Source organism: Ancylobacter moscoviensis (assembly GCF_007559435.1).
In the GTDB taxonomy this organism is placed as follows: domain Bacteria; phylum Pseudomonadota; class Alphaproteobacteria; order Rhizobiales; family Xanthobacteraceae; genus Ancylobacter; species Ancylobacter moscoviensis.
On the sequence record NZ_VMBP01000007.1, the window covers coordinates 84,988 to 111,347 of the forward strand.

Annotated in this window: 21 protein-coding genes; 6 read left to right on the plus strand and 15 right to left on the minus strand. The window is 68.2% G+C overall.

Going from position 1 to position 26,360, the window contains the following annotated elements; translation table 11 throughout:
- Positions 1-250: 250 nt before the first annotated feature.
- Genes FO470_RS18595 through FO470_RS18605 form a run of 3 tightly spaced genes read left to right on the plus strand, consistent with a single transcriptional unit; the run spans position 251 to position 5,242 of the window.
- Positions 251-1,426: an efflux RND transporter periplasmic adaptor subunit gene (locus tag FO470_RS18595; RefSeq protein WP_144344489.1), complete on the plus strand. Its 1,176-nt coding sequence runs from the start codon at positions 251-253 to the stop codon at positions 1,424-1,426.
- A 10-nt stretch (positions 1,427-1,436) separates the two neighbouring features.
- The gene (locus FO470_RS18600; protein WP_144344490.1) at positions 1,437-4,604 is read left to right on the plus strand and encodes an efflux RND transporter permease subunit; all 3,168 of its coding nucleotides are present in this window, start codon (positions 1,437-1,439) and stop codon (positions 4,602-4,604) included.
- Positions 4,605-4,633: 29 nt separating this feature from the next.
- Positions 4,634-5,242 carry a TetR family transcriptional regulator gene (locus FO470_RS18605; RefSeq protein WP_144344491.1) on the plus strand — a complete coding sequence of 203 codons (609 nt, stop codon included), beginning with the start codon at positions 4,634-4,636 and terminating at the stop codon, positions 5,240-5,242.
- On the opposite strand, the gene FO470_RS18610 is transcribed toward FO470_RS18605, so the two are convergent.
- From FO470_RS18610 to FO470_RS18645, 8 genes are all read right to left on the minus strand, one after another.
- Entirely contained in the window at positions 5,224-6,255 is a 1,032-nt protein-coding gene (locus tag FO470_RS18610; RefSeq protein WP_144344492.1) for an Lnb N-terminal periplasmic domain-containing protein, read from the minus strand. The two genes, FO470_RS18605 and FO470_RS18610, sit on opposite strands and share 19 nt — an antisense overlap.
- Positions 6,256-6,344: 89 nt before the next feature.
- A complete protein-coding gene (locus FO470_RS18615; protein WP_144344493.1) occupies positions 6,345-7,775 on the minus strand; it encodes a basic amino acid/polyamine antiporter in 1,431 nt (476 codons plus the stop codon).
- A 174-nt stretch (positions 7,776-7,949) separates the two neighbouring features.
- Positions 7,950-9,188, minus strand: coding sequence for an arginine deiminase (locus FO470_RS18620; protein ID WP_144344494.1), 1,239 nt, complete (start codon positions 9,186-9,188; stop codon positions 7,950-7,952).
- A gap of 26 nt (positions 9,189-9,214) precedes the next feature.
- Positions 9,215-10,648 carry a basic amino acid/polyamine antiporter gene (locus FO470_RS18625; protein ID WP_144344495.1) on the minus strand — a complete coding sequence of 478 codons (1,434 nt, stop codon included), beginning with the start codon at positions 10,646-10,648 and terminating at the stop codon, positions 9,215-9,217.
- A gap of 370 nt (positions 10,649-11,018) precedes the next feature.
- Positions 11,019-11,798 (minus strand): MetQ/NlpA family ABC transporter substrate-binding protein, encoded by a 780-nt coding sequence (locus tag FO470_RS18630; RefSeq protein ID WP_144344496.1) that lies wholly within the window; start codon positions 11,796-11,798, stop codon positions 11,019-11,021.
- 26 nt (positions 11,799-11,824) lie between these two features.
- Positions 11,825-12,490, minus strand: coding sequence for a methionine ABC transporter permease (locus FO470_RS18635; RefSeq protein WP_144344497.1), 666 nt, complete (start codon positions 12,488-12,490; stop codon positions 11,825-11,827).
- Positions 12,480-13,514 (minus strand): methionine ABC transporter ATP-binding protein, encoded by a 1,035-nt coding sequence (locus FO470_RS18640; RefSeq protein WP_246659640.1) that lies wholly within the window; start codon positions 13,512-13,514, stop codon positions 12,480-12,482. Before FO470_RS18640 ends, FO470_RS18635 begins: the two co-directional genes overlap by 11 nt.
- Positions 13,515-13,692: 178 nt before the next feature.
- Complete coding sequence (locus FO470_RS18645; protein ID WP_144344499.1) at positions 13,693-13,896, minus strand: hypothetical protein; 204 nt, start codon at positions 13,894-13,896, stop codon at positions 13,693-13,695.
- 428 nt (positions 13,897-14,324) lie between these two features.
- Between FO470_RS18645 and FO470_RS18650 the strand changes: the two genes are divergently transcribed.
- The 3 genes from FO470_RS18650 (at position 14,325) to FO470_RS18660 (ending at position 17,673) form a co-directional block, all read left to right on the plus strand.
- On the plus strand, positions 14,325-15,128 hold the full coding sequence (locus FO470_RS18650) for a MetQ/NlpA family ABC transporter substrate-binding protein (RefSeq protein ID WP_144344500.1): 804 nt from the start codon (positions 14,325-14,327) through the stop codon (positions 15,126-15,128).
- Between the two features lie 138 nt (positions 15,129-15,266).
- On the plus strand, positions 15,267-16,238 hold the full coding sequence (locus tag FO470_RS18655) for a sulfurtransferase (RefSeq protein WP_144344501.1): 972 nt from the start codon (positions 15,267-15,269) through the stop codon (positions 16,236-16,238).
- Positions 16,239-16,479: 241 nt separating this feature from the next.
- Complete coding sequence (locus FO470_RS18660) at positions 16,480-17,673, plus strand: YeeE/YedE family protein (protein WP_144344502.1); 1,194 nt, start codon at positions 16,480-16,482, stop codon at positions 17,671-17,673.
- A 91-nt stretch (positions 17,674-17,764) separates the two neighbouring features.
- Here the strand turns inward: FO470_RS18660 and FO470_RS18665 are convergent, their stop codons facing one another.
- The 7 genes from FO470_RS18665 to FO470_RS18695 form a co-directional block, all read right to left on the minus strand.
- Positions 17,765-19,054 carry a sugar ABC transporter substrate-binding protein gene (locus FO470_RS18665; protein WP_186292027.1) on the minus strand — a complete coding sequence of 430 codons (1,290 nt, stop codon included), beginning with the start codon at positions 19,052-19,054 and terminating at the stop codon, positions 17,765-17,767.
- A 194-nt stretch (positions 19,055-19,248) separates the two neighbouring features.
- The gene (locus tag FO470_RS18670; protein WP_144344504.1) at positions 19,249-20,031 is read right to left on the minus strand and encodes an HAD family hydrolase; all 783 of its coding nucleotides are present in this window, start codon (positions 20,029-20,031) and stop codon (positions 19,249-19,251) included.
- Between the two features lie 38 nt (positions 20,032-20,069).
- Positions 20,070-21,299 (minus strand): acyl-CoA dehydrogenase family protein, encoded by a 1,230-nt coding sequence (locus FO470_RS18675; protein WP_144344505.1) that lies wholly within the window; start codon positions 21,297-21,299, stop codon positions 20,070-20,072.
- Between the two features lie 25 nt (positions 21,300-21,324).
- Entirely contained in the window at positions 21,325-22,713 is a 1,389-nt protein-coding gene (locus FO470_RS18680) for an LLM class flavin-dependent oxidoreductase (RefSeq protein ID WP_144344506.1), read from the minus strand.
- A 12-nt stretch (positions 22,714-22,725) separates the two neighbouring features.
- On the minus strand, positions 22,726-23,706 hold the full coding sequence (locus FO470_RS18685; protein ID WP_144344507.1) for an ABC transporter permease: 981 nt from the start codon (positions 23,704-23,706) through the stop codon (positions 22,726-22,728).
- On the minus strand, positions 23,703-24,779 hold the full coding sequence (locus tag FO470_RS18690; RefSeq protein ID WP_144344508.1) for an ABC transporter permease: 1,077 nt from the start codon (positions 24,777-24,779) through the stop codon (positions 23,703-23,705). The genes FO470_RS18685 and FO470_RS18690 overlap by 4 nt, the downstream gene beginning before the upstream one ends.
- Complete coding sequence (locus FO470_RS18695) at positions 24,769-26,298, minus strand: sugar ABC transporter ATP-binding protein (RefSeq protein ID WP_144344509.1); 1,530 nt, start codon at positions 26,296-26,298, stop codon at positions 24,769-24,771. The genes FO470_RS18690 and FO470_RS18695 overlap by 11 nt, the downstream gene beginning before the upstream one ends.
- Between the last annotated feature and the right edge of the window lie 62 nt (positions 26,299-26,360).

Below are 26,360 nucleotides of genomic sequence, written 5' to 3' on the forward strand. Positions count from 1 at the left end.
CGGATGCGCGCCGGTGACGACGGCCGCCGGAGCGTCGGGCACCCCATTCAACATGAGTTCCGTTCGGGCTTCTCCTTGGCGAGGTCCGCGACCGGCTGCCCGGCAGCCAGATGAAGCAGCACGGGTCGCGAGGTCGGCCACGAACCACTGGCCGCTTTTGCCGCCATTCGCCAAGCCCATTTACATACATACTGTTTGTATGTTAATTGGCGCGTCTGTCGTGGCACGTGTACCCTCCGCGAGACATCTCATGATCCCGTTCTCTCTCCGGCACATCTTCGCTCTGTCGTTTGCGGCAACCTTTGCGCTGCCTTTCGAGGCCGGAGCCCAGGAAATGCCTCCGTCCGCCGTGGGAGTGATCACCGTCGCCTCGGAGCCCATCGCCATCACCAACGAGCTGCCGGGCCGCATCGCGCCGACGCGGATCGCGGAAGTGCTGCCGCGGGTTTCGGGGATCGTCGTCGAGCGGGTCTTCGTGCAGGGCACGATGGTGCGCGAGGGAGACGTGCTCTACCGCATCGATCCCGCGCCGTTCGAGGTGAAGGTGGCCAGTGCCAAGGCGACGCTGCAGCGGGCCAAGGCCTCGCAGCTTCAGGCCCGCCAGCAGAACGACCGCCAGCAGGAGCTGCGCACGCGCGGCGTCAGCAGCGCCCAGCAGGTCGACAATTCCGTTGCGGCGCTGGCTCAGGCGGATGCGGACGTCGCCGCGGCCGAAGCCGGGCTCGCCGAGGCGCAGCTCAACCTGCAATACGCCAACGTCACCGCCCCGATCAGCGGGCGCATCGGTCGTGCCACCATCACCGAGGGCGCGCTGGTCGGGTCGACCTCCGGCACGCTGGCGACCATCCAGCAGCTCGATCCCGTCTATGCCGACTTCACCCAGTCGGCGACGGAGCTCATTCGCCTGCGCCGTGCGCTGAAGGAGGGCACTCTCGAAGAGGTGGAGCCGGACCAGACGCCGGTGCACCTGATCCTTGAGGATGGCAGCCGCTATCCCCGCCCGGGACGGCTGCTGTTCTCCGAGGCGATGGTCGATGCCTCCACCGGGCAGATCACGCTGCGCGGCGAATTCCCGAACCCCGACGGCGACCTGCTGCCGGGCATGTATGTGCGCGTCGAGATCGAGCAGGGCCTGCAGAAGGACGCGCTCGCCGTTCCTGTGCAGGCGGTGCAGCGCGACACCGCCGGCCAGGCGCAGCTCTACATCGTCAGGCCGGACGACACGCTGGAGTTGCGCGGCGTGACGGCGGGCCGGATCGTCGGCGACCGCTGGGTGATCGAGCGTGGGCTGAAGCCCGGCGACCGGGTGGTCGTGGACGGTTTCCAGAAGATCGGCGTCGGCGCGAAGGTCACGGCGCAGGACTGGAAGCCGGGATGGCACCACGACGCCCGTGCCGAGGGCGGCGAGAAGAACGTGGCGAACTGAGGCGGAAACCATGCCGAGCTTTTTCATCGACCGGCCGGTCTTTGCCTGGGTCGTCGCGATCTTCATCGCGCTCGCCGGCGTCATTGCCCTGCCGATGCTGCCGATCTCGCAATATCCGAACGTGGCGCCGCCACAGATCACCGTCTCCACGGTGTACCCCGGCGCCTCACCGGAGACGATCTACCAGAGCGTGACCCGCCTGATCGAGGAGGAGCTGAACGGCACCACTGGCCTGCTCTATTTCGAATCCACCTCGGATACGTCCGGGCGGGTCGAGATCAACATCACCTTCCAGCCGGGCACGGATTCCCAGCAGGCCGCGGTCGACGTGCAGAACCGCATCCGGCGCGTGGAATCGCGCCTGCCGCAGTCGGTCATCCAGCAGGGCGTGCAGGTGGAGGAGGCCGGGTCCGGCTTCCTCATGGTGGTCGCCATCACCTCCACGGACGGAGCCGTCGACGCCATCGGCCTCGGCGACTATGCGAGCCGCAACGTGCTGAGCGAGATCCGCCGCATCGACGGCGTCGGCCGGGCGCAGCTCTTCTCGACCGAACGCTCGATGCGCATCTGGATCGATCCCGACCGCATGGTCGGCCTCAACCTGACCACGGCCGACATCACCAATGCGATCTCCGCGCAGAACGCGCAGGTCGCGGCGGGGCGCATCGGCGCGCAGCCCAATCCGATCAACCAGCAGATTTCCGCGACCGTGCTGGTCAAGGGCCAGCTCACCTCGCCGGACGAGTTCGGCTCCATCGTGCTGCGCGCCAATCCGGACGGCTCGACCGTCCGGCTGCGCGACGTGGCGCGGGTGGAGGTCGGCGGGCAGGACTACAATTTCTCCACCCGGCTGAACGGCAAGCCGGTCGCCGCCATCGGCGTCCAGCTCACCCCGACCGGCAACGCGCTGGCGACATCGCAGGCGGTGCGCGCGCGCCTGGACGAGCTCTCGCGCTTCTTCCCCACCGGCATCGAATATGTCGTGCCCTATGACACCACCCCGTTCGTCGAAGCCTCGATCGAGAAGGTGCTGCACACACTGCTGGAGGCGGTGGGGCTGGTGTTCCTGGTGATGTTCCTGTTCCTCCAGAACATCCGCTACACCGTCATCCCGACGCTGGTGGTGCCCGTCGCGCTGCTCGGCACCTGCGCGGTCATGCTGGCGACGGGCTTCTCCATCAACGTGCTGACCATGTTCGCCATGGTGCTGGCCATCGGTATCCTCGTCGACGACGCCATCGTCGTGGTCGAGAATGTCGAGCGCATCATGGTCGAGGAGGGACTGCCGCCGAAGGAGGCGACGCGCAAGGCGATGAAGCAGATCACCGGCGCGGTGATCGGCATCACCCTCGTGCTGACCGCGGTGTTCGTGCCGATGGCCTTCTTCCCCGGCGCGGTGGGCGTGATCTACCGCCAGTTCAGCCTGACCATGGTCACCTCGATCCTGTTCTCGGCGCTGCTCGCCCTCTCGCTCACGCCCGCCCTGTGCGCCAGCTTCCTCAAGCCGATCCCCAAGGGGCATCACGCCGAGCGCAAGGGCTTCTTCGGCTGGTTCAACCGCGGGTTCGACCGGACCTCGCGCGGCTACAGCGGCTCGGTGGGCTGGCTGCTGAAGCGCGCCGGCCGGGTGATGGCGATCTATCTCGTGATCGTGGTGGCGCTCGGCTACATGTTCGTGCGCCTGCCCTCCGCCTTCCTGCCGAACGAGGACCAGGGCTACGTGCTGGTGAACGTGCAGACGCCCGCGGAGGCGAGCGCCAACCGCACCTTCGAGGTCATCCAGGAAATGGAGAAGACCTTCGCCGGCGAGAAGGGCGTGGCCGAAGTGGTCGCGATCAGCGGCTACAGCTTCAACGGCGTCGGCGACAACGCCGCCCTCGCCTTCGTCACGCTGAAGGACTGGAGCGAGCGCGACGCGAGCGATTCCGCCACCTCGATCTCCGGGCGCGCGACCATGGCGCTCGCCTCGCTGCGTGATGCCATCGTCTTCGCCCTGTCGCCGCCGCCGATCCAGGGGCTCGGCAACTCCAACGGCTTCTCCTTCCGCCTGCAGGACCGCGGCGGTCTCGGCACGGCCGCGCTGGCGGCGGCCGAGGCGCAGTTCCTCGCCGAGGCGGCAAAGAGCCCGATCCTCGTCGGCGTCAATGTGGAAGGCATGCCGAACGCGGCGCAGGTCAATCTCGTGATCGACCGCGAGAAGGCCAACACCTTCGGCGTCACCTTCGCCGACATCAACGCCACCATCACCACCGCGCTCGGCTCGTCCTACATCAACGACTTCCCCAATTCCGGACGCATGCAGCGCGTCACCGTGCAGGCGGACCAGGCGCGGCGCATGCAGACGCAGGACCTGCTCAAGCTCAATGTGCGCAACGTGAATGGCGGCATGGTGCCCCTGTCGTCCTTCGCCCATGTGGAATGGACGCGCGGCTCCTCGCAGGCGGTGGGCTACAACGGCTATCCGTCGGTGCGCTTCAGCGGGCAGGCGGCGCCGGGCTATTCCTCCGGCGACGCCATCTCCGAGGTCGAGCGCATCGCCGGCCTGCTGCCGGACGGCTTCGGCTATGAATGGAGCGGCCAGTCGCTGCAGGAGATCCAGTCCGGCTCGCAGGTGCCGATGCTGCTCGCTTTGTCCTGCGTGCTGGTCTTCCTGTGCCTCGCGGCGCTCTACGAGAGCTGGTCCATCCCCATCGCGGTGATGCTGGTGATCCCGCTCGGCGTCATCGGCTCCGTCCTCGCGGTGATGCTGCGCGACATGCCGAACGACGTCTATTTCAAGGTCGGCCTGATCACCATCATCGGGTTGTCGGCCAAGAACGCAATCCTGATCATCGAGTTCGCCAAGGATCTGCGCGCCCAGGGCAAGCCGCTGCTGGAGGCGACCATCGAGGCCGCCCATCTGCGGTTCCGGCCGATCGTCATGACGTCGCTGGCCTTCACGCTCGGCGTGGTGCCGCTTGCCATCGCCGCCGGCGCCAGCGCCGCCAGCCAGCAGGCCATCGGCACGGGCGTCATGGGCGGCATGATCTCGGCCACCGTGCTCGCGGTGTTCTTCGTGCCGGTCTTCTTCGTCTTCGTCATCCGCCTGTTCGAAAGGCTCGGCCGCAAGAGCGAAAAGACCGCGTCGAACCCCACCGGGGAAGGGGATCCGCTTGAGGAGCGCGCCTCCACCCACTAGAGGGGAAACGGGGACGGGAGAAGGCTGCCATGCGACGGACGAAGGCGGAAGCCGAGGAGACACGCGCGAAGCTGCTCGACGTGGCCGAGCACCTGTTCTTCGAGCTCGGCGTGTCGGCCGTTACCTTCGACCGGATCGCGGCGGCAGCGGGCGTGACGCGCGGTGCCATCTACTGGCACTTCGCCAACAAGGCGGAGCTGCTGCTGGCGCTCGACGAGCTGACGACCCTGCCGGCGGAGGAAATGCTGGTCCTCAGTCGGGAGACGAAGCCGGAGCGGCCGCTGGACTTCGTGTGCGAGGTCGCCCGGCAGTGCCTCCATATCATCGCCAGGGACGAGCGGCGCCAGCGCATCTACACCATCCTGTTCCGCTGCGATTATCATGGCGAGCTGGCCGAGCTGCTCAAGCGCGACCGCGAGACGACGCAGCGGCATTTCGGCCAGCTGCTGGAGTTCTTCGAGCTGGCCCGCGAGAAGGGACAGCTCGCCGCCCACTGGAAGCCCGAGACGGCGGTCCGCACGTTCCAGTGGTCCGTGACGGGGCTGCTCTTCGAATGGCTCAAGGACCGCGACGCCTTCGACTTCGTCGGGGACGGCGAGGACATGCTGCGGGCGCTGCTTCAGAGCTGGTCGGCCTGAGGCACCGGCATCGGTTTCGAGGCCGGCGGCGGACGGCCGTCCGGGACGAGAACGGCGGCCCGCTTCACCTCGTCGAGCGGCAGGTCGGTGCGGATGATGCCGAGATCGTAGAGATAGTCCGGCAGATAGCCCGACAGCAGGATGCGCCAGTCGGTCGGCATGCGCGAGTCGACGAGACGCGCCAGATGGAAGATCACCGTCGTGCAGTTGGTGGTGATGGTCTGGTAGAATTCCGGCTCGGTCGCGAGTTCGTTCGCCTTCGTCACATAGGACAGGAACAGCGTGCGTGCCTGCTCGGGCGTGAGCCGGAGCGGGAAGCGCGACACCGTCTCGCGCCGCATGTCCGTGCGCAGGTGGATGATGTCGTCCGGATCGGCGGCGATCATCACCAGTTCGAATTCCTTGAAGAAGCCGCCGATCTCGGAGAACTCCTCGCCGCGCTCGCGGCGGATCTCCGCCGAGAAGACGACGCGCGCGCCATCCTTGAAGCCGAAGCCGATCAGCGTGTGGGCGATGGCCGGATTACCCCAGACCGAACTGAACAGATCGACTGTCTCGAGCGCGTCGAGATCGTAGCGGCGGCTCTCCCAATGCGGCGTGCCGTCATGCTCGGTCCGCCAGTCGAAGGCCCGTACATTGTGGAGCTCCACGTCTGAGCCGCGGACCTCGCCGGTGACGCCATGTGCCACGTCCGGCGCCCAGTCGCGGTCGTTGGAGGGCGTGACGGACGCCCACCAGGCCGCTGTCGCGCACATGGCCGCCGCCAGCGCCATCCAGCCGGCCGCGCGCCGTCGCCACGCCAGCAGGGCGATTGTCCCGCCAATGGCCACGGCCAGCGCGATCACCGCCCAGCGCAGCGGGGGCTCGAACTGGAACCACGCCGCCGCGCAGACCCACAGGAGCAGCAGCGCGGTTCCGGCCAGAAGGAGGACGATGCCCGCCGTTCCCCTTCGTCCGGCCGTGCCCGTCGCGTGCGGGGGCCTTCCTTCGCTTCGGGTCGTGTTTGCGCTCATTCACCCGCCAATACGGTGCCCGCCGGGCGGCGGGACAGACCTTTCGATGCCTACCGCGTTTCCACCCGCCTGTCGCCGGAGGGGGGCGGTCAGGCGCGGATAAGCCCGGTCACCAGCCCGTAGAGCGCGACGGCCGCGCCGATGGCGGCGACGGCGAAAAGCACGGTCTCGCCGGGGGTGAAGAGGCGGTGGCCGCGCTCCTTCTGCGCGATGGCAAACAGGATCGTCCCCGGCACGTAGATGACCAGCGACAGCAGCAGGAATTTCAGCCCGCCCGCATAGATCAGGCCGATAGCGTAGATCGTGGCGAGTGCCGCGAGGATCAGGTCGCCGTTCCGCTCGCGCGGCTGTTGCGCATAGGTTTCCCCCGTCCAGGCGAGCTTCAGCGCGTAGGCCGCCGTCAGCAAATAGGGCAGCAGGATCATCGAGGAGGTGAGCTTCAGCGCCAGCAGGAAAGCTTCCTCGGCGAAGAGCGTCAGGACGAGGAAGAGCTGGATCAGGATGTTGGTGAGCCAGAGCGCGGCGGCGGGTACCTTGTTGTGGTTCTCCACCGCCAGGAAGGCCGGCATGCTTTCCATCTTCGCCGCGGAATAGAGAACCTCCGCCGCCAGCAGCGACCATGAGAGATAGGCGCCGAGCACCGAGACGATGAGGCCGGCGCTGACGAACACGGCGCCCCAGGGCCCCGCCACCGCGCGCAGAACGCCCGCCATGGAAGGGTTGCGCAACTCGGCGAGGTCAGGACGCGGCAGTACTCCGTAGGAAAGCATCGTCACCAGTACGAGCAGGCACAGCACGCCGAGAAAGCCGAGCACCGTCGCGAGCCCGACATCGGAGCGCTTGCGCGCATAGCGCGAATAGACGCTGGCCCCCTCGATGCCGACGAAGACGAACACCGTTACCAGCATGGTGCCGCGCACCTGTGCGAACAGGCCCTCGGCCTCGAGGCCGGGCCCGCCGTCGAAATTCGCCGCGAAGATGCCCGCCCGGAAGGCGAAGCCGACGAAGACGAGGAAGATCAGGATCGGGATGATCTTCGCGACCGTGACGACGGTGTTGATGAAGGCCGCCTCTCGCACGCCGCGCAGGATCAGGAAATGCACCACCCAGATGCCGACCGACGACAGGGCGACGGCGACGACCGTGTTGCCGTCGCCGAGGATGGGAAACAGCGCTCCCCAGGTCGACTTGATCAGCACCCAGTAGGACACGTTGCCGAGACAGCAGACCGTCCAGTAACCCAGCGCCGAGAGGAAGCCGGGGTAATTGCCGAACCCGGCCTTGGCATAGGCGTAGACGCCGGCGTCGAGTTCGGGCTTGCGGCGCGACAGCGTCTGGAAGACGAAGGCCAGCATCAGCATGCCGCCGCCGGCGATGGCCCAGGCGATGAGCGCGCCGAGGCCGCCGGTGACGCGCCCGAAGGTCTGCGGCAGCGAGAAGATGCCCGCCCCGACCATGGAGCCGACCACCATGGCGGCCAGCGTCGGCAGGGCGAATTTCTGTTGGGCGGGCTGGGTCATCGCGTCGCCTGAGAGTCTGGTCCTAACCACGTGCAGGCTCGCCGCGCCATCCGAAAGCTCCGTCATCCCCGGGCCTGGCCCGGGGATCCACGCTTTTGGCGTGCGCATCCTACATCGGCGAGGACGTGGATGGCCGGGTCAAGCCCGGCCATGACGCTGGTTGTAGGCGCGCCCTCAGAAATCCACCGCGTCGCGGATGATCGGGCAGGTCATGCAATGGCCGCCGCCGCGCCCGCGGCCGAGCTCGGAGCCGTCGATGGTGATCACCTCGATGCCCGCCTTGCGCAGCAGCGTGTTGGCGTAGGTGTTGCGGTCATAGGCGAAGACCACGCCCGGCGAGGCGCAGACGAGGTTGGCGCCGCTGTCCCACTGCGTGCGCTCGCGCATGTAGTCGTTGCCGCCGGTCTCGACGACGCGGATCTCCTTGAGCCCGAGCGCCTCGCGCACGGTCTCGACGAGGCCGCCCTTGTCCTTGGAGAGCTCGACGCCGCCCTTGCCGTCCGGCCGGTAGGAGAAGCATTCGATGCCGTTGACGATGTCCGGGTACAGCAGCACGCAGTCGCGGTCGGCGAAGGTGAACACCGTGTCGAGATGCATCGCGGCGCGCAGCTTCGGCATGGCGGCGACGATGACACGCTCCGCGCCACCCTTCTCGAACAGCGCCGCCGCGGCCTGGCTGATCGCCTGGCGCGAGGTGCGCTCGCTCATGCCGATCAGCACGTTGCCCTTGCCGATCGGCATCACGTCGCCGCCTTCCAGCGTGGCGAGGCCCCAGTCCTTCGTCGGGTCGCCCCACCACACGTTCACCTTGCCGGCGAAGTCCGGATGGAACGTGTAGATCGAGGTGGTGAGGATCGTCTCCTCGTGCCGCGCCGGCCAGTAGAGCGGGTTGAGGGTGACGCCGCCATAGATCCAGCAGGTGGTGTCGCGGGTGTAGAGCGTGTTGGGCAGCGGCGGCAGCAGATACTCGTTGACGCCGGCGGCGTCGCGAATGAGCGCCAACGTCTCGCCGCCGATGGTCTCGGGGAATTCGTAGGTGGACAGGCCGCCGATCAGCGTCTCGGCGAGCTGGCGGTTCGGCAGGCCCTCGAGATAGGAGCGTACCTCCTCGACGAAGCCGAGGCCGATCTGGTTCGGGACCACCTGATTGTCGAGGATCCACTTCTTGGCTTCTGGGACGGCGAGCGTCTCGGTGAGGAGGTTGTGCATCTCCACCACGTCGATGCCGCGGTCGCGCATCTTGGTGATGAAGTCGAAATGGTCGCGCTTGGCGACATCCACCCACAGCACGTCGTCGAAGAGCAGGGCGTCGCAATTGCTCGGGGTGAGGCGCTGGTGGGCGCGGCCGGGGGCGCAGACCATGACCTTGCGCAGCTGGCCGACTTCCGAATGGACGCCGAAGGTCGTTTCCATCGTGGGGCTCCTCGTGGCTTTTCTTGTCAGGGAGTGATGAGGCCGGTCAGCAGACCGTAGGCGCCGATGGCGCCGCCGAGCAGCGTGACGGCGAAGATGACGAGCTCGACCGGGGTGAACAGCCGGGCGTTCTGTTCCCTGCGGGCCCAGACGTAGAGAATGGTGCCGGGCACGAAGAGCACGGTCACCAGCAGCACGTATTTCAGGCCGGCGGCGACGAACATGAACAGCGTGTAGACCACGGCGATCCAGGCGAAGATCTGGTCGCGGCCGCGCTCGCCGGGCGTCGTTTCGTAGCCGACGCCGCTGCGCGCCAGCAGCACGCCATAGCCGGCAACCAGCAGGTAGGGCATCAGCGCCGTCACGCTGGTCATGTCGAGCATGAAGTTGAAGGCGTCGCGCGACCAGTAGGTGGAGATGATGAACAGCGATACGACGATGTTGGTCAGCCACAGCGCATTGGCGGGCACGCGGTTGCGGTTCTGCGCGGCGAAGAGCCGGGGCATGTCGCTCGACTTGGCGGCGGCGAACAGCACTTCCGCGCAGATCAGCGACCAGGCGAGATAGGCGCCGAGCACCGAAACCAGTACGCCGATGGAAATCAGTACCGCGCCCCAATGGCCGACCACCAGCTCCAGCGCCCCGGCGAGCGAGGGATTCTGCACCCCGGCGATCGCCGCACGGGGCGCTGTCGCGTAGGGCAGCAGCGTGACGGCGACCATCAGGCCGGTGACGGCGACGAAGCCGAGGATGGTGGCGGCACCGACATCCGAACGCTTCCTGGCAAAGCGGGAATACACGCTCGCGCCCTCGATGCCGAGAAACACGAAGACGGTGATGAGCATGGTGTCGCGCACCTGCGCCAGCAGCGTCTTCTCCGGCATGTCCACGCCGCCGAAGAAGTTCGCGGCGAATTGGTCGTAGTTGAAGAAGAACACGAAGCCGAGGATCGCCACGATCAGCGGCACGATCTTGGCGATGGTGACGATGCTGTTGATGAAGGTGGCCTGCTCGACGCCGCGCAGGATCATGAAATGGAAGGCCCAGACGCCGATCAGCGACACAATGATGGCGGTGGCGCTGCTGCCGTCCCCGAAGATGTCGGGGAAGAAGCGCCCGAGCGTCGAGCCGATCAGCACCCAGTAGAAGACGTTGCCGAGGCAGCTTCCCAGCCAGTAGCCGAAGGCCGACAGGAAGCCCATATAGTCGCCGAAGCCGGCCTTGGCGTAGGCGAAGACGCCGGAGTCGATGTCCGGCCGCCTCTCGGCTAGGGCCTGGAAGACCCGCGCCAGCATGTACATGCCGGTGCCGGCGATGAGCCAGGCGATGATGGCGCCGAACGGGCCGGTCGCCGTGGCGAAGCGGCCGGGAAGGTTGAAGATGCCTGCCCCGACCATCGAGCCGACAACCATGGCGGTCAAAGTGGGAAGCGAGAGTTTGCCCGCCGATGGGTCAGCCATGTTGCACCTCTTGAAATCAGGAAGGCATAGTCTGTCCAGAGCTATAGACTAGCAGTAATTTCAAGAAATGGGCTAGGCGTCCCAATTATTGTCAATTAATCCAAATATTGAATTTGTTTGTGTTGCATGTGCGAAGAAGGCGCATCTTGTCCGACAAGGAAAACATGCGGATTTGTTAGCTGGTGCAAAAGCCTGATCCAGCCTCTCGGGTGCTGGAAATCTTCGGATCGCGCACATATGCGCCCGCGCTCCGGCGGGAGCGATGGAGGCAGTACGGGGATGATCGATATCGCGCTGCGGCAGAGCCGGCCATCAGCCGGACGGGAGCGCGGCTCCGGTCGGGCGGGAAGGGCCCGCCGCGGCCGGCGGTTCACCAGGACGGCAGCACCGAGCCCTTGAAGGTATCCAGCACGAACGCCTTCACCTCCGGCGAGCGGTAGGAATCGACGAGCGTCTTCACCCACGGCTTGTCCTTGTCGACGGCCCGCACCGCGATGAGGTTCACATAGGGCCCCTTGGCGTCCTCCTTGAGGATGGGGTCCTTCACCGGGTCGAGGCCGGCGGAGACGGCATAGTTGGTGTTGATCGCGGCGGCGTCCACGTCGTCGAGGGCGCGCGGCGTCTGGGCGGCCTCCAGCTCGACGAAGCGCAGCTTCTTCGGGTTTTCGACGATGTCGATCACGGTCGGCTTGAAGCCGACGCCGTCCTTCAGCCGGATCACGCCCTTGTCCTGAAGCAGCAGCAGCGAGCGCCCGCCATTGGTGGGGTCGTTCTGGATGGCGATGCTGGCGCCTTCCGGTACCTCGTCCCAGCTCTTCCATTTGCGGGAATAGACGCCGAGCGGGAAGTTCACCGTGGGCGCGACCGGCTCGATCCGGTAGCCGCGGTCGGCCTTCTGGTTGTCGAGATAGGGCTGGTTCTGGAACGAATTGGCCTCGATCTCGCCGGCGTCCAGTGCCTGGTTGGGTACGACATAGTCGGAGAATTCGAGGATCTCGATGTCGAGCCCCTTCGCGGCGGCGACCGGCTTCACCGCTTCGAGGATCTGCGCGTGCGGGCCCGGCGTCACCGCCACGCGAATGGTCTCGGCGGAGGCCGTGCCCACGAGAACAGCAAGCGACAGGGCGACGAGGAAGGAGCGGTTGAGCATCGGAGGGCCTCCGGCCGGGTGAGGGGTCAGCTGCGTCGCAGGCGCCGGTTCACTCGCCGCGCCAGCGTCTCGCCGAGCGTCTGCACCGACTGCACGAGCAGGATGAGGACGATGACGACGATGACCATCACTTCCGGCATGAAGCGCTGGTAGCCGTAGCGGATGCCGAGATCACCGAGGCCGCCGCCGCCGACCGCGCCGACCATGGCGGAGTTCGACAGCAGGCTGACGATGGCCAGCGTGACGCCCAGCACGAGGCCGGGAAGCGCCTCGGGGATCAGCACCTTGCGCACGATCTGCAACGGCGTCGCGCCCATGGCGAGCGAGGCTTCCACCAGGCCCTGATCGACCTCGCGCACCGCCGCCTCGACGATGCGGGCGATGAAGGGCGCGGCGGCGATGGACAGCGGCACGATGGCGGCGGTGGTGCCGATGGAAGTGCCGGCGATGAGGCGGGTGAACGGAATGATGGCGACGACGAGGATGATGAACGGCGTCGAGCGCGCCGCGTTCACCACGAGGCCGAGCACGCGATTGACGGCCACCGCCTCGAACAGCTCGCCTTTGCCGCTGGTCGCCAGGAAGATGCCGAGCGGCAGGCCGACCAGCGTGCCGATCAGCGTCGCGACCGCGACCATGTAGAGCGTGTCGAGGGTCGAGGCGAGAATGAGGTTGGCGAGTTCAGGCGACATGGCCGATCACCTCCGTGTCGACGCCCGCCGCCTCCAGCGCCGCCGTGACCGCGCCGCTCGTCCAGGCGCCGGTGGGCACGCCCGCATAGAGCAGGGCGAAGGGGTGGGAGCCGATGCTGTCGATCTGCCCGCCGAGCAGGGCGACGTCGATGCCGAGCTCGCGGGCGATGCGGGTGACGAGCGGCTGGCTGGCGGCGTCGCCGGTCAGCGTCAGGCGCAGCACGGTCTGCGTCGCGGTGGCCGGGTCGGCGCCGAGCCGTCCCGCCAGCGCGGCGGGCACCTCGCGGCCCGGCAGGCTGCCGATGAAGGAGCGGGCGGTGGCCGTGCGCGGATGGGCGAAGACTTCGCTGACCGGCCCTTCCTCGATGATGCTGCCGGCCTCGATGACGCCGACGCGGTGGCAGATTTCCTTGATCACCGTCATCTCGTGGGTGATCAGCACGATGGTGACGCCCAGCTCGGCGTTCACGCGGGCGAGCAGGGTCAGAATGGAGCGGGTAGTCTCGGGGTCGAGCGCGCTCGTCGCCTCGTCCGAGAGCAGCACCTTCGGGTCGGTGGCAAGGGCGCGGGCGATGCCGACGCGCTGTTTCTGGCCGCCGGAGAGTTCGACCGGGTAGCGGTCCTTCTTGTCGGAAAGCCCGACAAGATCGAGCAGGCCCAGCACCTTCTCGCGGATGGCGGTGCGAGAGAGGCCGACCAGCTCCAGCGGCAGCGCCACATTGTCGAAGGCGGTGCGCGAGGACAGCAGGTTGAAGTGCTGGAAGATCATGCCGATCTTGCGCCGCTCGCCGCGCAGCGCGCGCTCGTCCAGCCGGTTGATCGTCACGCCGTCGACGATGACGTCGCCGCTGCTCGGCCGCTCCAGGCCGTTGATGGTGCGGATCAGGGTCGACTTGCCGGCGCCCGAGCGTCCGATCACGCCGTAGATTTCACCGCGCGGAATAGCGAGCGAGATGTCCTTCAGCGCCGCGACGGCGGGATCGTTGCCGCGGGCGGAGAAGGTCTTGGAGACACGGTCGAGCACGATGGCCGCGCCTCCCCCCTCGCGCCCGCTTTCTGCCCGCCGGTCCGATCCGGCGGCCGTGCCGGCCGTCGTTCCGTGGGGGATCGGATGCGGGGAACCCGGCGCGAGATCGCGCCGGAGTACGGGTGGAAACGGGGAGGCGGCAGCGTCCTGAAGCATGGCGGGTGTGATACGGCCCTCAGGCGGCGCGCGCCAGACCCGGCGCGGAGGCGCGGGCGGCAATGCGCCGGCGCTCGCGATCGAGCCGGGCCCGGACCGTGCCGGCGGTCAGGCCGTCGCGGCGCAGGATCAGGTCGACGAGCGGGTCGGCGAGGATTTCGTCGAGGGTGGGTTCATAGGTGGTGGAGGACGCATCGGCGCCCGGCTGTGTCACGGAGGTCATGGCAGATATCCCAATGACCGGAGGCCTCGCGGGCATCCGGCAGTCTCGGCTAAGGGGCGGAGAAAGGGCCTCAGGCCCGTTTGGGACGTCGACAACACATGGTCATGGCTCAGCTCCTCAGCTCGTTGCCCGACCACGAAGTCGCTCCGTGGCGCTTTAGCGTTGGTGTCGCGGTGCAAGCTGCCGGGTGTCAAATCCCGCGATCCAGCGACACGGGTGCCTCCGGATCAGCGACATGTAGCAGGTCGGCATCAGAAGTCAACCAAGATAGTAGATTATTGTGCGGCCGGCACGTGCACAATCTGTGCTCATTGCGCATAACAAATATGCATGTCTAGTATTCCATAAAGTCACTAGATAATTTCGCCGGCTCCCGCCTTGCTGGGGCAATCGGCGCCGTGCGCCTTCGTGATTCAGGAGTAGAACCCATGACCGCCCTGTCCAACCGCTGGCTCGGCGCCGCCCTCGGCGCGGTGCTGGCCGCCGCGGCCTTCTTTCCCGCCCACGCCGCCGACAAGATCAAGCTCGGCGTCATCGGCGGCGACGAGGAGGAACTCGCCGAGGTGGTGAAGAAGGTCGCCGCCAAGGATGGCCTCGACATCGAGATCGTCGCCTTCTCCGACTACACGCTGCCCAACGAGGCGCTCTCGCGCGGCGATCTCGACGCCAACGCCTTCCAGCACAAACCCTATCTCGATTCGCAGATCGCCAATCGCGGCTACAAGATCGTGCCGGCGGGCTTCACCATCGTCGAGCCGATCGGCTTCTATTCGGTGAAGTTCAAGGATTTCAAATCCCTGCCCGAGGGCGCGCAGATCGGCATCCCGAACGATCCGTCGAATGGCGGGCGCGCGCTGAATCTGCTGGCGGACAACGGCCTCATTAAGCTGGCGCCCGGCAAGGGCCTGCTGCCGACCGTTCTCGACGTCACTGAGAACCCGAAGAAGGTGAAGTTCCACGAGCTCGACGCCGCGCTGCTGCCCAAGCAGCTTCCCGACCTCGACGGCGCGGTGATCAACACCAACTACGCGCTCGCCGCCAAGCTGGACCCGCGCAAGGACGCGCTGGTGCAGGAGAGCCGGACCAACAATCCCTACGGCAATTTCGTCGCCGTGCGCGCCGGCGAGGAGAGCAAGCCGGTCATCGTCAAGCTGGTGAAAGCGTACCAGTCCGACGCGGTGAAGGACTTCCTCGACACCCGCTTCAAGGGCGCCATCCTTCCCGCCTGGTGAGGTCTGGAGTGAGCTTCAAGGGTTATTGTCTATTTTTTATATAGACTATTGACACGATGCCTTACCCAAGGTGAAGTTTCTCGTCCTTTTCATCACGCCGCCCGCTCCGGCGGGCGGCTTCAAGGCGGGGATTCTCTCATGTCATCGAGCCGTATCAGCGGCATCTTCGTCCGTGGCCGCCGGTCGTTCGCCGCGCTGACCGTCGCGGGTCTGGCGGTGGCGGGCGGGGCCTTCGCGGCGCCGGCGGCGGCCCAGGAGGGGCCGCTCGTCGATGTCGGGTGGCTTTCCGAAAACCTCGAGAACCCCAAGGTGCGGGTCTTCGAGGTGAGCGTCGATCCCGGCGTCTACGAGCGCGGCCACATTCCCGGCGCCGTCAACATCAGCTGGCACACCGATCTCGTCGATCCGGTGAAGCGCGACATCGTCAGCCCGGCGAAATTCGAGGAACTGCTGGAAAAGGCCGGCGTCACCAAGGACACCACCATCGTCCTCTACGGCGACAACAACAACTGGTTCGCGGCCTGGGGCGCCTGGGTGTTCAACCAGTATGGCCTCGGCGATCAGGTGAAGCTGCTCGACGGCGGGCGCAAGCTTTGGGAGAAGCAGGCCCTTCCGCTCGACACCAAGGCGCCGAGCTTCGCCAGCTCCGACCTCACGCTGCCGCCGGCCAAGCCGGAACTGCGCGCCCGCCTCGCCGATGTGCTGGAGACGGTCGACGGCAAGAAGAACGCGGTGATCGTCGATATCCGCTCGGCGGACGAATATTCCGGCAAGCTGTTCGCGCCGGAAGGCTCGAAGGAGCTGTCCATCCGCGCCGGCCACGTGCCGGGCGCGAAGAACGTGACGTGGTCGAAGGCGGTCGATCCCGAGACCGGCAAGTTCAAGTCGAAGGAAGAGCTCAGGAAGCTCTATGCCGACGCGGGCGTCGATGGCTCGAAGCCGGTCATCGTCTATTGCCGCATCGGCGAGCGCTCCAGCCACACCTGGTACGCGCTCTCGCGCATCCTCGGCTACGAGGTGAAGAACTATGACGGCTCGTGGACCGAGTACGGCAACTCGGTCGGCGTGCCGGTGGTGAATCTTGCTGGCACGGTGTGGCAGGGCAAGTAACGGCGACGCCGCCGAACCGGGGGCTCGGGCGGCGCACCCGGGCGGCGTCGACGGAGCGGGCAGGCGGCGCGCGGGCGCGGCGTGCCTGATCTCCAAGTGCCTGACGTGCATATGCCTGACGTGCGCATGCCTGTTCGTGCGTATTCCCTCCATCTCCTTTCGGCGCGGGACCGGTTCCCGCGCCGTTTTCGTCCGCGTCGGCCGGGACGACGTCGCGTGGACGCCCGTCCGGAATTCTCCCATGCGTCCAACCGTTCTGCGTCGGTCGGCTCTCGGTCTGGCCGTGCTCATTGCCCTGGCGATCCTCGCCGGTGTGCTTCATCTGTCGGATGGCGATGCCGCCCGGCGCGGGCTGGGCCTCTCGCTGGCCTTCGGCGCGGCGTTCGGCGTGGTGCTCCAGCGCTCGCGCTTCTGCTTTTTCTGCAACACCCGCGATCTGATCGAGCAGCGTGATCCGCGCGGTGTGCTGGCGCTGCTGTTGGCGCTGGCGGTCGGCGTCGTCGGATATGCGCTGGTGATCGGCGCGTGGCTTCCGGTGCCGGCGCCCGAGCGGCTGCCGCCGGACGCGCATATCGGCCCGGTGAGCGGGGCGCTCGCGGTTGCCGCCTTCGCCTTCGGCCTCGGCATGGCGGTGTCCGGCTCCTGCATCTCGGCGCATCTCTACCGGCTGGGGGAGGGCTCGCCGACGGCACCCTTCGCGCTCGCCGGCACGGTGGCCGGCTTCGCGGCGGGGTTTCTCACCTGGAACCCGCTCTATCTCACGGTGATCTCCGAGGCGCCCGTAGTCTGGCTGCCGCACCATCTCGGCTATGCCGGCACGCTGGCGGCGAGCCTCGCGGCGCTGGCCCTGCTCGCGGCACTGAGTCTCTGGCGGGCACGGCCGCCAGTGTCCATTGCGGTGCACGGGAGCACGGGTCTCTCCGCGCTTGCCCACGCGATCTTCGTCGCGCGCTGGCCGGCGGCGGTCGCCGGGCTGGCGGTGGGGGCGATCTCGGCGGCGAGCTATCTGCGCGTCGGCCCGCTCGGGGTGACGGCGGAGATCGGCAGCCTCGCCCGCAGCGCGGCGAGTGGCTGGGGCATCCTGCCGGAGACGTTGCACGGGCTGGACGGCTTCCGCGGCTGCGCGACGGTGATCAAGCAGGCGCTGCTCTCCGAGAACGGGCTGTTCGTGCTCGGGCTCGTCGGGGCGAGCTTCGCCTCGGCGCTGGTCGCGGGACAGTTCACGCCGCGCCGGCCGCGCGGGCGCGATGTCGTGGCCGGTCTCGCCGGCGGGCTGCTGATGGGATGGGGAGCGATGATGGCGCTCGGCTGCACGGTCGGGGTGCTGCTGTCCGGCATCCATGCCGGGGCGCTGTCGGGATGGGTCTTCCTAGCCGCCGCCTTCGTCGGGCTGCTCGCGGGACTGCCGCTGCGCCGGCGGCTGGCGGCGGGCTGAAATGCCGCCCCGGCAGCCACGCGCAGGCGCGGCCACCGGGAGCCTTCATGAAGATCAGGGCCTGCGCCAGACCCCTGTCTCAGGAGCTGCCTCAGGACTTGGCATTGGGCGAGGGGCCGAAGAAGTTGATCTTGTAGTGGTCGCGGTACTCCGCCGTCACCGCCTCCCACTCGCCATTGGTCTTCGCGTCGAGATAGGCCTTCGGATAGGTCCAGCCGTCCGGCTTGGGAATGCCGGCCCATTCCTGGTCGATGTCGAGCGGGAAGATTTCGGCCTGGGGATCCCAGTCGGTAGGGTGCAGAACCTTGGAGAGCCGGCGGTAGTCGAAGGGCTCGACCCCGTCATTGTCGACATAGCGCTTCAGGTAGACGTCGACATTGTCGCGCGTGGTGGTGACGGAGCGCCAGTAGAGCAGGCGCTCGGCGGCGCGGGGCTTCCATCCATGCGTGACGTCGTAGAGCCGGGCGGTGAAGAAGGCGCCGAAATAGGCCGGGCTGTTCGCGCTGGTGGCGAGCTGCGTGCCCTGGACGATCGCCCGCGCGCCCTCGCTCGTGCCGTCGGCGCCGACCACGAGGACATCCGTGCCGGGCTGCAGCCCGGCGCTGCGCAGGGCCGCGATCACCCCCTGCGCCACGTCGTCGTTCTGCGCCACGACGCCGACGATGTTCTTGTGCCGGGCCAGCAGGTCCTCGGTCACCTTGAGCGAGTCCTCGCGGTTGAAATTGCCGGGCAGCTGGCCGACCAGCCTGGTCTTCGGGAAGTCCTTGAAGGCGTCGTCGCGTCCGCGGCTGCGCACCGTGTCGGTGGAGAAGCCCGGCACGCCGGTGACGGCGACGATGTCGCCGCCGCCGAAGTCCTTCGTGACGGTCTCCAGCAGCTTGGCGGTGACGCCGCGATGGGCCGAGAATTCCTCGGGGACGGCGTAGAGCGTGTAATAGTCGCTGGCGTCGAACGGCGTGAACCACGGCAGCGTGGCCCAGACATTGGCGAAATACACCTGATTGTCCTGCGAGAGCTGGGCGATGCGCTTGAGCGCGCTGCCGTCCGAGGCATGCAGGATGATGCCGCCGGAGCCGATGGTCGCCTGCTGCTCGAACTGGTTGAGCTGGCGCTGACTGTCGAATTGCCCGTCGAGGAAGGTGTAGCCGAGGCCCAGCGCCTTGCTGGCGGCCTCGATCGCCTTGCTCGCCTGGATCATGTACTCGACGCGCGAGGTCCAGGCGAGATAGGCCAGCTTGCCGTCCGGCGACGCCACGGCGACCGAGGGCAGCCCGGCGATGCCGGCCGTGGCGCCGGCGATGGCTCCCGCCGAGGCGAGGGCCAGGAAGTCGCGCCGCGAGACACCGTGGGTGTCGAGGCGTTCGAGGTGTTCATCGACCACCTTCCTGTTTTCGAAATCGGGAAACCGCGTGGGATCTATCGACCGGGACATTTCACTCCACCTTGCTCAGATATACATATAGTCTATCGTATAAATAGATAATTTAGGGAGCAAGCGGAATGTAACGATGGCGCCGGAGATCGGACGAACGTGCGAAATAGAGGGAGCCCGTTACCGGCGGCGCTCCGCGTGATTCAGCGCTTCGCCGCGAGCACGGCGTCGGCGACCTCGACGAAGCCGTCCCCGCCCGGTCCGCGCGTGATCCATCGGGGCGCCTTCGGAATCTCGGCGAGATAGTTTCGCACCGTGCTGACGCCGAAGCTGTGCTCGAAAAAGCTGAACATCGGCGCGTCGTTCGTCGAATCGCCGACATAGGCCACCGCCCGGCGGTCGGCCTCGATGGCAAGGCCGTAGCGGCTTTCCAGAAACCGGCGGGCCGCAGCCAGCTTGTCGTAGCCGCCGAGCCAGCCGAGCACCCAGAGATTGTTCACGGTGACGTCCGCTCCCTCCCGGCGGAGGAGATCGACGATGTCTGCACGCTGCTGCGGGTCGTCGGGCTGGGCGAAGGCGATGCTGGTCACACGGAAAGGCTGGTCCTCGGCGAAGCGCGCCGTCGGCAGAGCCGCCTGCACGCGCGCGGCGATCCGCTCCAGTTCCCGCGTCACGCGCTGGCGCTCCTCGGGCGGATGCCAGAAATGGCGGCGGAGACCGTGGCCGTCTTCGTCCCGCTGGAAGAAAAAGCCGCCATTCTCGCCGATGACGCCGTCCACCGGCCACATCCTCGCCATCTGGTCGCACCAGCCGGCAGGCGCCGCCGTCACCGGGATCACCTTCACCCCCGCCGCCTGAAGCCGTTCGAGCGCGGCATAGGTCCGCGCGCTCAGGCGGCCGTGGAAGGTGAGCGTCTCGTCCATGTCCGTCAGCACGAAGCCGACCTCGGCAAACTCTCCGGCTCCGGCGCTGTCGATGGGCAGCATGTCCGTCTTTCCTTCCCCCATGAATTGGACGCGGGAAGCTACACGCGGCCGATCCGCCACGACTGGGGCGGGAGCGTGCCGTTCACCGCGAAGTCGCCGACGATGCGGTCCTTGTAGATACGTGGATTGTGCGAGGCGAGGGTGCGGGCATTGCGCCAGTGCCGGTCGAGCCCGGCGCTGCGCAGCGTCGCCGAGGCGCCGAGCGCGTCGAACAGCACGGTCGTGGCGTTGAAGACGAGGTCGGTGATCACGCTGACGGACTGGGCGGATTCGAGCTCGGCGACGGCCAGCGCGGCCGGATCGAGCGTGGCCTTCCCGTCGCCGGAGTTCGCTGCCCGCTCCACCGCCTCCGCCACCCTGGTGACGATGGCTCCCGCCGCATAGGCGGCGCCACGAACGCGTCCGACCACCTGCAGCACCTGCGGGTCGAGCCGGGGCAGGGGGCCGGCGGCGTGGGAGTAGCTGCGCTGGCGCCGGGCGACGGCCTCGGCGACGTCGCGCGCCGCCGCCCGCGCGATGCCGGCCAGCGTCGACAGGTGGACGAGTTGGTAGAAAGGCAGCGTGTAGCCAAAGATCGAGGCGTCCTCGACCAGATCGGCATCCTGCACGTCCACCTCGTCGAAGAGCGCGGTGCCGCTCGCGGTCAGCGTCTGGCCGAAGCCGTCCCAGTCGTCCACCACCTGCACGCCGGGCGCGTCGCGGCGCACCACCGCCGTCACCGAGCCGCCATCCTCGGCGCGGGTGGTGGCGACGTGGATCCATTCGGCGTAGAGCGAGCCGGTGGTGTAGAACTTGCGGCCGGCGATCCGCCAATGGTCCTCGTGACGGCGCAGCGTCGTCTCGAACGCCGCCTGGGCCGCGTCTCCCGCCTCGCTGCGGGCGCTGCCGGCGGTCTCGCCGCGCGCCAGACGCGGCAGCCATATCTCGCGCCGCCCCGGCACGTCGGTGCGGATGATCTCCTCGACGAAGCCGAAATGCGCCCGCAGCGCCTGCGTGAGGTTGGAATCGGCGGCGGAGAGCTCGATCAGCAGGTTGAAGAATTCCGGCAGGCTCGCGTCCGCGCCGCCTTCGGCCTCCGGCAGGCGCACGGCGGTGAAGCCGGCTTCCTTCAGCCAGCCGATCTCGGCATGGGGCAGCGTGCGGCTGCGCTCGCGCTCGGTCGCATTTGCCCGGATGCGCTCGAAGAGCGGGCGGAACCGCGCCGCCAGGGTCTCGTAGCGCGGGCTCGGTCCGGCGCCCCAGGCCTGTTCGATCTGCGTCGCTGTCATCGTGTCATCTCTCATGTGATCGGGGTCAGGCCGTCCGCCGGGCCGGCTCGACGCCGAAGCGGAAGGCGGCCGCGGGATGGGTTGCGGGAAGGCGCGGGCCGTTGCCGAAGAGCTTTTCGCGGAAGGTGCCGGGCGCGTAGCGCGCCGGATGGCGCCCGCGCCGCTCCAGCTCCGGCACGACCAGCTCGACGAAGTCGCGGAAGCCGCCATCCATCACCGCGTAGGAGAGGTTGAAGCCGTCGATGCCGGTCGCGGCGATCCAGTCCTCGAGCTCGTCGGCGACCGCTGCGGGCGTGCCGGTGGTGACGGGGCTTAGCCCGCCTATGCCGCACCAGGCGGCGATTTCGCGGATGGTCCAGACCCGGCCGGGATCGGCGGCGCTCATGGCCTCCACCGCCGACTGGATGGCGTTGCTTTCCACATGCTCGAACGGATCGTCCAGCCGGTAGCGGCTGAGGTCGACGCCGATCCAGCCGGACATCATGGCGAGGGCGCCTTCCTCCGAGGCGTAGCGTGCGTAGTCGGCCCGCTTGTCCTCGGCTTCGGCCGCGGTGGGCGCGGTGATGACGGTGTGCTCGGCGACGATGGGCACGCTGGCGGGATCACGCCCGGCTTCCGCGAGTGCTGCCCGCAGATGGTCGACGGTTCTCTTGAGCGCGACCCTCGACGGGGCGCCGACGAAGATGCATTCGGCGTGGCGCGCCGCGAAGGCCCGTCCGCGCCGCGACGCGCCGGCCTGGTAGAGCACGGGCGTGCGCTGGGGCGAGGGCTCGGCCAGATGTGGGCCGGCGACGTCGAAATGCGCGCCGCGGTGGTCGATGGGGCGGATGCGCGAGGGATCGGCATAGAGGCCGCCATGCTTGTCCCGGCGCACCGCGTCGTCGGCCCAGGAGCCCTCCCACAGCTTGTAGCAGACCTCGAGATACTCCTCGGCGCGCTCGTAGCGCGCGTCGTGCGGAAGCTGCTCGGGGCGGCCGAAATTGCGCGCGGCGCTGTCGAGGGCGGAGGTGACGATGTTCCAGCCGATCCGCCCGCCGGTGAGGTGGTCGAGGGTGGAGAAGCGGCGGGCGAGGCTGAAGGGATGCTCGTAGCTCACCGAGCAGGTGACGCCGAAGGAAAGGTGCCGGGTGGCGGCGGCCATCGCCGGCACCAGCAGCAGGGGATCGTTGACCGGAGCGTGCAACCCGTGCCGGAAGGCCGGTGCCATCGAGCCGCCGAACGCCTCGTAGGTGCCGAGCGTGTCCGCGAGGAACATGGCGGAGAAGCGGCCCCGCTCCAGCAGTTGCGCGAGCCCGATCCAGTGGTCGAGGCGCGTATAGGCGGTGGAGCTGTCGTCGGGATGGCGCCAGAGCCCGGGCGACAGATGGCTCGGCGTGTTCATCACGAAGGCGTTGAGGAGGATCGGTCTGGACACAGTGGAGCGCCTTCAGGCCGTGTCGCGGCGGCCGGTGAAGGCGAGCAGCAGGGCGAGGAAGATGAGCAGCCCGCTGCCGACCTGCTGCCAGTAGAAGTTCCAGCCGATCAGCAGGAGCCCGTTGGAGACGAAGCCGAGCAGCAGCACGCCGAGCAGGGTGCCGGGGATGTTGGCGCGCCGCGTGCGGCTGAGCGAGGTGCCGATGAAGGCGGCGCCGATGCTGTTGAGCAGGTACGCGTTGCCCGAATAGGGCACGTAGGCGTTGACGTTGGCCGAGATGAGGATGCCGGCGATCGAGGCGATGGCGGCGCTGGCGATGTAGATGAAGGCCAGCACGGCGCGCACCGGCAGGCCGGAATAGAGCGCCACCTGCGGCTCGGTTCCCACCGCCAGAACCTCCCGGCCGAAGCGCGACTTCGCCAGCAGCAGCCAGGCGCCAATGGCGAGGACCGCCACCAGCCACAGCGCCAGCGGTACGCCGAGGACCGAGCCGTGGCCGATGAAGGCGAGCGCCGGCGGGATACTTCCGGTTGGCACATAGACCGGATTGCCGCCATCGGTCGTGAGCTGCTGCAGGCTGTGGCCGATGAACAGCGTGCCCAGTGTCGCCAGGAAGGGCGTGATCGACAGACCGGCGATCAGCAGCGCGTTGAACAGTCCCGTGCCGACGCCGGCCAGCACGCCGATGAGGGCGGCGATCCAGACCGGCTGGCCGGCGATGATGGTGGAGACGAAGGCGAGGCTGCCGAGATCCACCGCCGTGCCGACGGAAAGGTCCGTGCCGCCCGAGGCGACGGTCAGCGTCATGGCGATGGAGACGATCGCCGCCAGCGCGACATTGTTCACCAGCACGCCGACGATGTTGGAGAGCGTGAGGAAGCCCGGCGCCAGCAGGGAGAACACCACCAGCACGAGCGCGAGCGCCAGCGGTACGCCGAAGCGCAGCAGGTCCGGCGCGGCGGTGCGCCGGCTGTCGAGGATATCGAGGCTCATGGGCGCGCTCCCCGCTGGGCGAGACCGGAGGTGACGCCGACGACGGCGAGGATCAGCGCGCCCTCGATGCCGTTCACCCAGTAGGACGAGACGTGCAGGAGCTGGAAACCGTTGGCGAGGGCGCCGAGGAACACCGCCGCCAGCAGCGTTCCCGTCACGCTCGGCACCAGCCGGCGCGAGAACATCCGGCCGAGGAAGGCGGTCGCGATGACCGGCAGCAGCATGTCGGCGGAGCCGGAGGTCGCGGCGTTGAGGAAGGCGACGGAGAGGATGCCCGCCACCCCGCCCAACAGGCCGGCGACGATGTACGAGCCGGCGACATAGCGGTTGAGGGCGATGCCCGCCGCCCGTGCGGCCTCGGGGTGGCCGCCCACCGCATAGGCCCGCAGCCCGACCGGCGTGAAGCGCAGGGTGACGGCGAGGACCAGCCACGCCGCGACGAGGACCAGCCCGATGACCGGCAGGTCGAACGGCCCGGCGAGGTTCAGCGCGTCGATCAGCGGCGCGGCGGCGGGAACGGTGGTGTTTTCGGTGAGCACCAGCTCCAGCCCGGCGCAGATGTTCATCACCGCCAGCGTCGCCAGCAGGGGCAGGATGCGCAGCCACGTCACCGACAGCGCGTTCAGCGCGCCGACCGCGAGGCCGGTGGCGAGCGTCGCGGCGACGCAGGCCGCATCCCCGTAGCCTGCCTGGTTGAGCGTGGCGAAGACCGCGGCGGCGAGCCCGAGCGTGCCGGCCAGCGAGAGGTCGATGCCGCCGCGGATCACGTCCGAGCCGCCGGTGATCAGCACCAGCGTGAGCCCGAGGCCGAGAATGCCGAGCACGGCGGATTGCGAGAGGATGAGCCCGATATTGCCGGGTGTCAGGAACGAGGGAACGCGCACCGCGAAGAAGGCGACCACGGCGAGCAGGGCCAGCAGGCCGGCGAAGCGCAGCAGGCCGGCGAGCGCGCCGCGCGACAGCCCCGGGGCCGACGCAGCCGCTTCCGGCGGAGGAGCCTGCCTGCCTGCGCGGGGCAAATGGAGCGCTTGAGAGGCGGCGAGCGAGGATTCGAACGAGGATTCAAGCGACATGGGCGGTGTCTTCCGCTCGGGTGCCGGAGACGGAGGCGGCCAGCAGCTGTGCGCTCGTCGTCTCCGACGGGATGTGCTCGGAGACGAGTTCGCCGCGATACATCACCAGGATTCGGTCGCTGACGCCGAGCAGTTCGTCGAGATCGGCGGAGAGCAGCAGGATGGCCGCGCCCTGTTCGGCGAGGCGGGCGATCAGCCGGTAGATCTCCGCCTTGGCGGCGACGTCGACGCCGACCGTCGGCTCGTCCAGCACATAGATGCGGGACTGGCGCGCCAGCCATTTGGCGATCACCACCTTCTGCTGGTTGCCCCCGCTCAGCGTCCGCACGGCGGCCTCCGGCCCGGAAGTCTTGATCTTCAGCTCGTCGATCAGCTGCGAGACGCGAAGACGCTCGCGGGCGCGGTCGATGAAGCCGAAGCGGCTGAAGGCCGGAAGGCTGGCGAGCGTCATGTTCTCCCGCATGCCGAGCGCGAGCGCGACGCCCTGCGCGCGGCGATCCTCCGGCACCATGGCGATGGCCTGACGGACGGCGGCGCCGGGACTGCCGAGCCGCACCGGCCGGCCGTCGACCTCGATCCGCCCGGCCCTTGCGGGCGAGAGGCCGAACAGGCTGCGCACCAGTTCCTTGGCGCCGGAGCCGAGCAGGCCGGTCAGGCCCAGAACCTCGCCCCGGTGCAGGGTGAAGGACACGTCGCGGAAGGCCGGCGGCGCGGCAAGGCCGGAGACGCTCAGCGCCGGGGCCCCGGGCGTCGCGTTGTGTCGGGGGAACAGGTCCTTCACGTCGCGGTCGACCATCAGCCGGGTGATCTCCGCGGTGCCGGTCGTGCGCGGGTCGACATGGGCGACGTCCCGCCCGTTGCGCATCACCGTCACCGCGTCGCAGATGCGCTCGATCTCGGCGAGATAGTGCGAGATGTAGATGCTGGTCAGGCCGTGCGCCTTGAGCTGGCCGATGGCGTCGAACAGATGGTCCACCTCACGCCGGGAAAGCGAGGCGGTGGGTTCGTCGAAGACGATGATCTTCGGGTCGGCGAGCAGGGCGCGGGTGATCTGGACGATCTGCTGCTGCGCCGTCGTCAGGTCCTGGATCAGCGCCCCCTTCGGCAGCGATATGCCGAAGAAGCGATCCAGCAGCCCGGCGGCGCGACGCTCCAGCCGGCCGCGCCACAGCCCGTGGCGCGAGCCCAGCCTTTCCTGGCCGAGAAACAGCGCCTCGCCCACCGTCGCGGTGGGCACCAGCAGCCGGTCCTGATGGATGAAGGCGATGCCGAGCTCTTCGGCGCGCCGCGGGGTGAGAGGGCCGAGGGGCGTGCCGCCGACCTCGATGTCGCCGGCGTCGGGCGCGACCAGTCCGGCGAGGACCTTGATCAGCGTCGACTTGCCGGCGCCGTTCTGGCCGACGAGCCCGTGCACCGTTCCCGGCGCGACGGTGAGCGAGGCGCCATCGAGCGCCCGGGTGGGGCCGAATGTCTTGACCAGCCCGCGCATGGCGAGGGTAGGAGCGAGAATTGTCATCATGCTGCCCGGTGGCCGAAGGCGTTGCCGCCTCCGGCTCCATGCGCCTCGGAGCGAGGCGGCTG